This window comes from Photobacterium chitinilyticum (genome assembly GCF_004104355.1).
GTDB lineage: Bacteria > Pseudomonadota > Gammaproteobacteria > Enterobacterales > Vibrionaceae > Photobacterium > Photobacterium chitinilyticum.
In genome coordinates, this window is record NZ_RJLM01000013.1 from 95,015 (window position 1) to 106,086 (window position 11,072).

Annotated in this window: 9 protein-coding genes, 1 tRNA gene and 2 riboswitches; of the genes, 2 read left to right on the plus strand and 8 right to left on the minus strand. The window is 50.5% G+C overall.

The features are described 5' to 3' along the window. The first annotated feature begins 89 nt into the window (after positions 1-89). Positions 90-1,877, plus strand: coding sequence for an aminopeptidase P family protein (locus tag EDI28_RS21275; RefSeq protein WP_128785896.1), 1,788 nt, complete (start codon positions 90-92; stop codon positions 1,875-1,877). A gap of 112 nt (positions 1,878-1,989) precedes the next feature. On the opposite strand, the gene thiH is transcribed toward EDI28_RS21275, so the two are convergent. The 8 genes from thiH to EDI28_RS21315 form a co-directional block, all read right to left on the minus strand. Further along, positions 1,990-3,102 (minus strand): 2-iminoacetate synthase ThiH, encoded by a 1,113-nt coding sequence (thiH, locus tag EDI28_RS21280; RefSeq protein ID WP_128785897.1) that lies wholly within the window; start codon positions 3,100-3,102, stop codon positions 1,990-1,992. Between the two features lie 9 nt (positions 3,103-3,111). Continuing rightward, a complete protein-coding gene (locus tag EDI28_RS21285) occupies positions 3,112-3,882 on the minus strand; it encodes a thiazole synthase (RefSeq protein ID WP_128785898.1) in 771 nt (256 codons plus the stop codon). Continuing rightward, the gene (thiS, locus tag EDI28_RS21290; protein ID WP_128785899.1) at positions 3,883-4,104 is read right to left on the minus strand and encodes a sulfur carrier protein ThiS; all 222 of its coding nucleotides are present in this window, start codon (positions 4,102-4,104) and stop codon (positions 3,883-3,885) included. A 5-nt stretch (positions 4,105-4,109) separates the two neighbouring features. Then, the gene (locus EDI28_RS21295; protein WP_233353486.1) at positions 4,110-4,895 is read right to left on the minus strand and encodes a HesA/MoeB/ThiF family protein; all 786 of its coding nucleotides are present in this window, start codon (positions 4,893-4,895) and stop codon (positions 4,110-4,112) included. Further along, positions 4,861-6,111, minus strand: coding sequence for a thiamine phosphate synthase (locus EDI28_RS21300; protein WP_128785900.1), 1,251 nt, complete (start codon positions 6,109-6,111; stop codon positions 4,861-4,863). Before EDI28_RS21300 ends, EDI28_RS21295 begins: the two co-directional genes overlap by 35 nt. Then, complete coding sequence (thiC, locus tag EDI28_RS21305) at positions 6,111-8,033, minus strand: phosphomethylpyrimidine synthase ThiC (RefSeq protein WP_128785901.1); 1,923 nt, start codon at positions 8,031-8,033, stop codon at positions 6,111-6,113. Before thiC ends, EDI28_RS21300 begins: the two co-directional genes overlap by 1 nt. 136 nt (positions 8,034-8,169) lie before the next feature. Continuing rightward, a riboswitch (TPP riboswitch) is annotated at positions 8,170-8,267 on the minus strand. Positions 8,268-8,370: 103 nt separating this feature from the next. Further along, positions 8,371-9,741, minus strand: coding sequence for a voltage-gated chloride channel family protein (locus EDI28_RS21310; RefSeq protein WP_128785902.1), 1,371 nt, complete (start codon positions 9,739-9,741; stop codon positions 8,371-8,373). Positions 9,742-9,826: 85 nt separating this feature from the next. Then, a riboswitch (Fluoride riboswitch) is annotated at positions 9,827-9,890 on the minus strand. Between the two features lie 154 nt (positions 9,891-10,044). After that, positions 10,045-10,121, minus strand: a tRNA-Trp gene (locus EDI28_RS21315). A 340-nt stretch (positions 10,122-10,461) separates the two neighbouring features. Between EDI28_RS21315 and EDI28_RS21320 the strand changes: the two genes are divergently transcribed. Further along, positions 10,462-10,938, plus strand: a complete 477-nt coding sequence (locus EDI28_RS21320; protein WP_128785903.1) for an IS630 family transposase — start codon at positions 10,462-10,464, stop codon at positions 10,936-10,938. Positions 10,939-11,072 lie beyond the last annotated feature (134 nt).

The window sequence follows — 11,072 nt, forward strand, 5'->3', positions numbered from 1 at the left end:
GTTTCATTGGTACCCGTCTTGCTTTGAGTTATTCAGGTTGGCATTCATTCCGTCGCACGGACGGTGGCAATAACAAGGAACCTCAAAACATGCAAGAAGTTATCTCACAACGTGTTGAGCAGATCCGCCAGTGGCTGGCAGACAACCAGCTAGACGCTTTGCTTATTCCTCATGAAGATGAATACCTCGGCGAATACATCCCGGCCCATAACGAGCGATTGCTGTGGGCAACAGGCTTCACGGGTTCTGCCGGTATGGCGGTGATCACGCGTGATAAAGCAGCGGTATTTGTTGATGGTCGTTACGTCGTTCAAGTTCGCAAGCAAGTTCCTGGAGAGATCTTTGAATACCGCCACCTGATTGACGAGCCGCCGGTTCAGTGGACTCAGGATAACCTTGCCGCTGGTAGCAAAGTGGCTATTGATGCTCGCCTTCACAGCGGTGCTTGGCTAGCTCGTACAACCGAAAGCCTTGCTGGCGCTCTGGAGCTGGTTTGTATTGATGCCAACCCTATCGATACGCTGTGGCATGATCGTCCGGCGGCGACGCTATCGGATGCGAAACTGATGGGCCTGGACTTCGTTGGCCAAAGCAGCGCAGACAAACGCATCGACATTGCAGCAGAATTGAAAAAACAACAAGCCGAAGCGGCGCTTCTGACTCAGGTCGATAGTATTGCCTGGTTATTGAATGTACGCGGCAGCGATGTACCAAGCCTACCGGTCTTGCTATCAACAGCCATTATCCATGCTGACGAAAGCGTTGATTTCTACATTGATCCGGCACGCCTTCCAGAGGAATTTACCTCGCACGTCGGTGACGGTGTCCGTATCCATCAACCACAGGCACTGGAAGCTGGCCTACAGGCCCTGAACGGCAAACAGGTATTGATTGATCCGGCAACCAGCAACGCCTGGGCCAGTCAGGTACTACACGCAGCAGGTGCCAGCCTGATTGAAGCTGCCGATCCTTGCCTGCTGCCAAAAGCAGCAAAAAACCCAACTGAAATTGCCGGAATGAAAGCCTGCCATATCCGTGATGGTGTCGCGGTCTCTAAATTCCTGGCATGGGTGGATAGTCAGGTCGCTGAAGGCAACCTGCTTGATGAGGGCACGCTGTCTGATAAGTTATGGCAATTCCGTATTCAGGACACCAGCTGTACCGATGTGAGCTTCGATACCATTTCGGCCGCTGGCGGTAACGCGGCGATGTGTCACTACAATCACCTCAACCAACCTGAGCCAAGCATACTGGAAATGGATAACGTCTATCTGGTCGATTCAGGCGGCCAGTACCCAGACGGTACCACCGATATTACCCGTACGATTGCCATCGGTCAGCCTGGCGACGAAGTGAAGCAAACCTTTACGCTGGTACTGAAAGGCCATATTGCCCTGGCGTCGGCACGTTTTCCCAAAGGAACCACCGGTTCCCAGCTCGATGCACTCGCTCGCCAGCACCTATGGGCTCACGGCTTTGACTATGACCACGGCACCGGCCATGGTGTCGGTCACTTCCTGAGTGTTCATGAAGGCCCGCAACGTATTGCCAAAGTGTATAACCCAACAGCACTGCTACCGGGCATGGTGCTTTCCAACGAGCCGGGGTATTACCGTGCCGATGCCTTTGGTATTCGTATCGAAAACCTAGAGCTCGTGGTAGAAGTTGCCACTCAGGGTGATATGACGGTGATGGGTTTCGAGTCGTTGACTCGCGCCCCGATTGACCGCCGCCTGATCGATATTAACTTATTGACCGATGTCGAACTGGCATGGCTGAACCACTACCACAAAACTGTGTTCGAGGTGATCAGCCCGTCACTGGTCGATGATGACCTGGCTTGGCTGGCACAAGCGACGACACCTATTAAGCGTTAACAGCCCTAAGCCGTAGAAACAAAAACGCCCGCATTAATGCGGGCGTTTTCATACTCTAGACCATAAAGGAGTATTGTCGATACCGATATAGAGCCAGATAGCAACAAGTCTGTTACCCAGAATAAGCGTGATGCCAGTCCTTCCAGACCACCTCGAAGCCATGCTGTTTCACCGCTTCAGCCACTGCTACGGCAGAGCGTTCATCGCTGATAGAAAACTGTTCAAGCTCCGGCTCATCGTCGGCATAGCCGCCTGGCTGAGTTTTCGAGCCCGCCGACATACTGGTGATCCCTAGCGGCAGGGCATTGTCACGAAACTGCGGTGACTCACGGGTCGACAACGACAACTCGACTTCCGGATTAAATAGCCTATATGCGCAGATCAGCTGAACCAGCTGGCGATCATTCATAACGGATTTTGGCTGCAAGCCGCCTTCACAAGGCCTCAGACGCGGGAACGAGATGGAATACCGAGTCTGCCAATAGGTACGCTCAAGGTAATCGAGATGGCTAGCGACATAGAAACAATCCGTCCGCCACTCTTCCAACCCGATCAAGGCACCAATTCCAATCTTATCAATCCCGGCTTTTGCCAGACGATCCGGCGTTTCCAGACGATACTCAAAGTCCATTTTATTGCCTCGCAGGTGATGCTCGGCATAGGTTGATGCACTGTAGGTCTCCTGATATACCATCACGGCATCTAGGCCTAACGTTTTCAGCTCGGCATATTCATCTTGACCCAGCGGCTGGACCTCCATTGCCAAATAACTGAACTGCTCTTTAACCGCCGGCACTGCCTGACGGAAATACGCCATCCCGACCTTTCGCTCATGCTCACCAGTCACCAACAGCACGCTATCAAAGTTCATCGCCTTGATTGCCTGGCATTCCCGCGTGATTTCCTGCGTATTCAGCGTTCGGCGCTTGATACGGTTTTCCATCGAAAAACCACAATAGGTACAGGCATTGGCACACAAGTTAGACAGGTACAGCGGCACATAAAATGAAATCGTATGACCGAAACGCTTGCGAGTCAAAGCTGCCGACTGCTGTGCCATCTGCTCTAGATAGGGCTCGGCCGCAGGCGAGATCAGCGCCTTGAAATCTTCCAGATCCCGCTTGGATTTGCGCAGGGCACGTTCAACATCCGTGGCCGTTTTACTATAAATCGACAACCGGATGTCATCCCACTCGAGCTGCTTCCAGACATCAACGTAACTCATACCGAGCCCCTATGTGGTTTGATCTAAAAAAGCAGTCAACGGGCTAGAGGCTATCGCATGGTTAACCGTCCCGGCCAACCCTGCTTCATATGCCATTCGGCCACTTTCAACGGCAAGTTTGAACGCTTTGCCCATTGCCAGCGGATCGGCCGCAGCGGCAATAGCGGTATTGACCAAGACGGCATCGGCCCCCATTTCCATGGCTTCGGCAGCATGGGATGGCGCGCCAATTCCGGCATCGATAATCACCGGCACCCGCGCCTGATCAATGATAATTTCGAGGAAGTCACGAGATGCCAAGCCCTTGTTGGAACCAATCGGAGCACCTAACGGCATAACGGCGGCACAGCCGACTTCTTCCAATCGTTTGCACAGGACGGGGTCTGCATGGCAATAAGGCAGTACGATAAACCCCTCGCGTACCAATTCCTGTGCCGCCGCCAAGGTTTCAATCGGATCCGGCATCAGGTATTTCGGATCGGGATGAATCTCCAGTTTCAGCCAATTTGTCCCCAGCGCCTCGCGAGCCAGCTTGGCGGCAAACACCGCCTCTTTGGCATTTTTCGCCCCCGAGGTATTGGGGAGCAAATTAACTCCAGCCGCCAGCAATGGGGCCAAAATATCATCATCACGGTTTTCGATATCGACCCGCTTCAATGCCATAGTGACAAGCTCAGATCCGGAAGCAATGATTGATTCAGCCATTGTCTGGCTATTGGCGTACTTCCCCGTACCGGTAAACAGGCGGGATGAAAAAGTTCTGTCTGCAATAGTAAGCATTTAGCCTCCGGCAATAGCTTGGAATAAGGCAATACGATCGCCGGTATTGAGTAGTGTGCCGTTCCAGTCGCTACGGGCAACAATATCGTCATTCAAGGCCACTGCAGTTGCCTGCAATGGCATGTCCAAAGTAGTAAGCAGCGCAGTCAGGCTTTGCCCTTCAGGGCACTCCACAGGCTTGCCATTTACCTGAACCTGAATAGCTGACGTCGTAACTGTCATATTTTTTATTCTCCTGTGCCGCACACCGGGCACTGTGTATCTTGAGCAAGATTAAATCGGTGCCATCCCAGCGTCAGGCCATCAAACTGCTGCAGCGCACCAAAGGCGACCTCACCGGCTCCGGTGATGAGCTTAATAGCCTCCAACGCCTCCAGCATACCCATCATGCCGACCACCGGACCGGCAATACCGGCGTTGCTGCAATTCTGTGGCTCCTGCGGCGATTCCGGCTGCCAAGGGAACAGGCAGTGATAGCAGGGGCCATGGCCCTGGCGGAAATCAAAGGCCATCAACTGCCCCTGCCAACGAATTGCAGCTCCGGAAATCAGTACCTTATTGGCCTCAAGACAAGCCCGGTTAACCGCATGTCGTGTTTCGAGATTATCCGAGCAATCCAGCACCACATCGGCTATTGCGACTTCCATAGCCAGTCTCTGATCGGCTAGCCGCGCCTGTACCGCCCGAACTCGAATATGTGGATTCAGCGCCTTGAGTTGCTCCGCTGCTACTTGTGCCTTGCGTTGTCCCTGATGGATATCACGGTAGATCACCTGGCGCTGCAAGTTGGAGCTGTCAACCTCATCATCATCGGCGATAATGATGTTGCCGACACCGGCCCCAGCCAAATACAACGCAGCCGCCGAGCCAAGCCCGCCCGCACCGACCAGCAACACCTGAGCCTTGCCCAATAACAGCTGGCCATGCTCCCCGATTTCGGGCAGCATGATCTGGCGGTTATAGCGCATGAACGCCTGATCACTGAGCACCATCGCAGTCCTTCGCATGCTCATGACGAACCAGTAACTGGTTAAAGGCATCAACCGCAGCCTGAGTATCTTCAGCCTGTGTCACTGCACGAACGACAGCGACACTGCTAACTCCCGTACGCCAGACTTTTTCTGCCCGCATCAGGTCAATTCCGCCAATGGCCACGGTTGGGAACATGTCACCAATCAGTTTTTGGTATAGCGCAAGACGATTCAGCCCCTGGGGCTTCGACGGCATCTCTTTGGTTGTCGTCGGAAAAATATGCCCCAGCGCAATGTAGCTCGGGCTGAATTCTGCCGCCCGCAAGATTTCATAGTAACCATGAGTCGACAGACCCAGACGCAAACCAGCCTGTTGGATCGCCGCCAAGTCCGCGGTTTCCAGATCTTCCTGTCCAAGGTGAACACCGTAGGCCTGATGCTTGATTGCCATCTGCCAGTAATCGTTCACATAGACCTGAGCCTGATGCTGTTCTCCAGCAGCAATGACCTGCTTAATCTGGGTTTCCAATGTAGGTTCTGCGGGATCTTTAATCCGCAGCTGGGTTGTCGTCACACCCAAGGCCAGTAGGCGCTCAACCCACTCAGCTGAGTCCACCACCGGATATAGTGCCAGTTTGGCAACATCGGTGGCGGCAAAAGGCGCTACCGCCACTTCTTTGCTTACCCAGCCCAACTCGCCCACCTCAGGGTGATTGGCGGTCAATGGCCGCGGAAATAACTCACGGTTCATCGGCCAGCCAGTTTCGCCATAACCGTCAGCATGGGTTTCAAAATAACCACGGGCATGGGCCCGAGATAACGTAACCGCATCTTCCAACGGGTAATCCAACGCCAAAGCAACCAATAGCATTGCACGCTGTGGTTCGCTGGCACCGGCATGATGGCAGTACACCGCTTGGGCTTCACCATGATGGTGCCAAATATCGACACAGCCCTTTTCAGTTGGCAGCCCGCAGACAACCAAGGACGGGTCCTCGGCGACTTGTTGCTGTATCTCGCTTAGCTCGGGAAAAGGTACCATCCACTGATCCAGCACCTTATACCCAGCAATATCAGCCTCGGCCTGGTTATACACCAAGCCGAACTGACGCTCTTCGATCTGAATATCGACGGTACCCGATTCGCTCCAGTCAACACTCACCTGTTCGCCCAGCTGATACTTATCAGCGGCGGCAAGCAAAGGTTCCACATGCATCAGCAGCGGCGTTAAACTATCGGGTAAACATAAAGAGCTCATTAACTATCCTCTTGAACAGGGTGATACAACTCACTACCTCGAGCTCGGAATTCATCGGCTTTCTGCTGCATCCCTTCGAGAGGGTCTTCAAGCAGTTTGATCGCCAGATCCCCATTTTTCTCCAGATTGTAGGCATAGTCCCGCACCTCTTGCGAGATCTTCATCGAGCAGAATTTGGGCCCACACATTGAACAAAAATGAGCCACTTTACCGGACTCCTGAGGTAGAGTTTCATCGTGATAGGCTCGCGCCGTATCCGGATCCAAACCTAGATTAAATTGATCTTCCCACCGGAACTCAAAGCGCGCTTTTGACAATGCATTGTCACGCACTTGGGCCCCCGGATGACCTTTTGCCAAGTCTGCCGCATGAGCACATAGTTTGTACGTGATCAGACCCACTTTTACATCGTCTTTATTGGGTAATCCCAGATGTTCTTTCGGTGTGACGTAACAAAGCATGGCGCAGCCATACCAGCCAATCAATGCCGCACCTATCCCTGAGGTTATATGGTCGTAGCCAGGGGCAATATCAGTGGTCAGCGGGCCAAGGGTATAGAATGGGGCTTCGTGGCAGTGCTTGAGCTGCTCGTCCATGTTCTCTTTGATCATATGCATCGGCACATGACCCGGGCCTTCAATCATAACCTGGACATCGTATTCCCAGGCTATCTTGGTCAGTTCGCCAAGCGTGCGCAGCTCGCTGAACTGGGCTTCATCATTGGCATCGGCAACAGATCCCGGACGCAAGCCATCACCCAATGACAATGCAATGTCGTATTGGGCGCAAATTTCACAAATTTCACGGAAATGCTCATACAAAAAGCTTTCTTCATGGTGAGCCAGGCACCATTTGGCCATGATAGAGCCACCACGGGAAACAATACCCGTTACTCGCTTAGCCGTCATCGGGACGTAACGCAGCAATACACCGGCATGGATCGTAAAGTAATCAACCCCCTGCTCTGCCTGCTCCAACAAAGTGTCGCGGAACACTTCCCAATGGAGGTTTTCAGCAATGCCATTCACCTTTTCTAGTGCCTGATACATCGGCACCGTTCCGATTGGCACCGGACTGTTTCGGATGATCCACTCGCGGGTCTCATGAATATTACGACCGGTAGAGAGATCCATCACCGTATCACCGCCCCAGCGGGTCGACCACATTAATTTTTCGACTTCTTCCTCAATAGAGGAACTAACGGCAGAGTTTCCAATATTGGCATTCACTTTCACTAGAAAGTTACGGCCAATGATCATCGGTTCAGTTTCAGGGTGATTGATGTTAGCCGGAATAATCGCACGGCCTTCCGCCACCTCCTTTAGCACAAACTCAGGAGTGATCTCTTCCGGCAAATTGGCACCAAAGCTGATCCCCGGATGCTGCTGGTTCAACACCTCATCGCGATACTTCACCCTGCCCATATTTTCACGGATCGCGATAAACTCCATTTCCGGAGTGATAATCCCCTGACGGGCGTAATGCAGCTGAGTCACACACCGACCGGCTCTGGCCCGGCGTATACGGTTCGCTTCAGCAAAGCGCAGCTCATCGAGCGTGTCATCGGCTAAGCGTTCTTTGGAATATGCAGAACTAAGCTCATCCAGCAACTCGGTGTCGGCTCGCTCGGTAATCCAGTTTTCGCGTACTTTGGGTAAGCCGGCATAAATATCAACCGTCAGCTCCGGATCCGTGTAATAACCCGATGTATCGTAGACTCGTATTGGTTCGTTAGGCTCAAAAGAAGGGGCTTTTTTTGTTCCACCGACCAAACTGTCCGACAGCGAAATTTCACGCATTGGTACCTGCAGATCAGGTCGACTACCCTGAACATACACTTTTTGGGAGTTGGGATAAGGTTGGGTTGTTAGTGAATCAATAAATTGTTTAGCTTCCAGTCTCGCTTGTTTGCGACTCGACATAGCAATTTCCTTTAATTCCATATAGGGGGAAGTTGCTTGACGGATTGGTGCTTAAACAAGAGGCGTACACATAGGGTGTGCAGCGTCATCTGATACCGCTGCTAAAACATATCAGCCATGACTGTGCAGCTAAACAGAAGATTTATCTCTTGTTCCCTTCGCAGGTATTAGCCCGATCAGGTTCTACGGATCCCGCAATGCGGTCTCAGCCAGTTGGCACTCCGACAAGTTGAGTGAAGAGTATAGGTAAGCAGGCAATCAGCAGCAAGTGCTATCAGTAGAAAATGATGAACTGGTGTAAAAACAATTCGGGCCGCATTTTCATGCGGCCCGACAATCATTTAGTATGTTTTTTCACCATTTTTTTAAGCAAAGATGAGTGAGTATCCCGCAGCTCACCCAGCTTATGGGTGATATTCGGTGCCCCATCCAAATCAAACAATTTGGGTACTGCCACCCTTTGCGAAGAATAAATACCTGTATGGCCACTAAAGTAATAGGCGGTATAACAGGCAATGGCAAAGTACAACATATGCTCGGCACCAAACAATTCAACCCCCATGATGGTGCATGCCAGCGGGGTATTGGTTGCTGCCGCAAACACAGCTAAGAATCCCAATGCAGCGAATAGGTCAACCGGTGCACCCAGCACCCAAGCCATGGTATTGCCTAGTGTCGCTCCAACAAAGAACAACGGGGTCACCTCCCCGCCTTTATAACCGGCAGCCAGTGTAATCGCCGTCAATAACAACTTTATCAACCAGCTGTACCATTCTGCACCGCCTTCGGTAAATGCGCTGAGGATACTGACCCCTCCTTCACGACTCGAATAGACGCCAAGGCCAATGTAGTCATTGTTGCCAATTAAGTGAACCGCAGCAATTACGATCAAGCCTCCGGTGACAACAATAAGGTAAGGGTTCTTCAGCGTCGCTTTAAAAATATCTTTAAACACATGGGTCAATTCACCAAATAGATACCCAGCCAGACCAAAAGCAATGGCTGCCAACACAATCTTCGCAACCATGATAATATCAACTTTGACTGCATGCTCAAATAAAGTGATGGTCTCAAGAAAGTCTATGCGGTAATGAGTATGGTGGGCTCCCCATGCACTGCAAACGACATCAGCCAGAATGGCAGCAAATAAGGCAGGGATGATAGCATCATAACGCAAACGCCCAATAGCCAATACTTCAAGGGCAAAAATAGCTCCTGTCAGAGGTGTACCAAACACGGCACCAAAGCCAGCAGCCACCCCGGCAATCAATATCAACCGGGTATCAGCTTCATTGAGCTTAAAGATTCGAGCCAACCAATGGGTTGTCGCACCGCCGATTTGAACCGCAGTCCCTTCTCGCCCAGCAGAGCCGCCAAACAAATGGGTAATCACTGTCGTGATCAATACCAATGGCCCCATACGAGTAGGAATACCAGCACCTGGCTCATGAATTTCATCCATGATCAGGTTGTTGCCACCTTCAGAGTTTTTACCGAGGTTCCGGTAACAATACACAATAACAATACCAGCCAGGGGCAGCAGATAAATCAACCAAGCGTTATCAATTCGTGTTTCGGTAGCTAGGTTTAAAACCCACAGGAAGAAAGCATTCAGAGAGCCGACAATCACGGCAACAGGAATAATAAGAAGTGTCCATCTCAGGATCTGGACAAAGATTTTCGGATTAGCGCTTAATGGGTGTGCCATACCAAGTTTCTATCTCAATCGGAAATATATTCAAGGATAGATGCTATGGCAAATGACCGGGCCCCACCATAGACGGATCTATCCTACTACAGCAGGAGTCATTATCTCAGTCGAGCGGTTAAAGGTGGAACTCCATCACCCGTTACTAACAGTGACTACTAGTAACAACGATCATATGCTATCGGTAATTATCATAACCAACAAGCGCAAAATACGTGTTTGCCTACTTGAGTTGACCTCGAACAATTTTCGCTAACTCCAGATACAGCAAAGCCCCGACATTTCTGTCGAGGCTTTTATATCTGGCAGGGGTGGAGAGATTCGAACTCCCAACACGCGGATTTGGAATCCGCTGCTCTGCCAATTGGAGCTACACCCCTGTAATACTGCCTTACCACATCCTAAGGCATGAATAATTCCTTAAGAAGTGGTGAGTATTTTATACAGCTAGCAGAGAATTACCAGAATTAATTCAAGAATATTCGAAATTTGCACCCATGAGTATAGATAACAAACAAATCATTCGTTTAACATTCAATTTCTGTAACTTTTCAGGTGATCCCTTACGAATTAAAGTGCCATCTGTGCCTTATTTTTCTTATAGAAGACAAATGCCACTACCGCAAGACCAACTCCAAACCTGTTCTGTTGATTCAGCTAATACCAATCTCAGTAAAAATATGATCTAATTACCTCATCTGAAAAACAACGATAAATGCTATGGATAGCTTAAAAAATATCGACTTCAAAGCACTCGCAAGCCAACAAAAATCCATTCAAATGAAAATGCGATTACTGGCACTATCGCACTTTCAAGATGGCTATTCGCGTACTGAAATTACTAAATTTCTTAAAGTCAGTCGAACCAGTGTTAATAAATGGGTACGAATTTTTCTCCAAGAAGGCCTAAGTGGATTACAAGAGAAGCCACGAACAGGAAGACCGGCTTTCTTAAGCCCTGCACAGCAAAAACAGCTGACTGACTTCATTGAATTACGCGCWAAAAGCAATGAGGGAGGCCGACTCACAGGCGCCGATATTCATACCTATATTATGAAAGAATTTGGYAAGAACTATCATCCTGATTCCATCTATTATCTACTTAAGCACYTAGGCTTCTCGTGGATCACCTCACGGTCACGGCACCCGAAGCAATCAGATAAAATCCAAGAGGATTTTAAAAAAATTCAAAATTGAAACGATCCTTAAGATCCCTGGCCACATAAGGCTTGAGAGTGTTGATATCTGGTTTCAGGATGAAGCTAGGTTCGGCCAACAAAACACCACAACACGCCTTTGGGCTGCAACAGGTTCTCGTCCGAGAGCAGTAA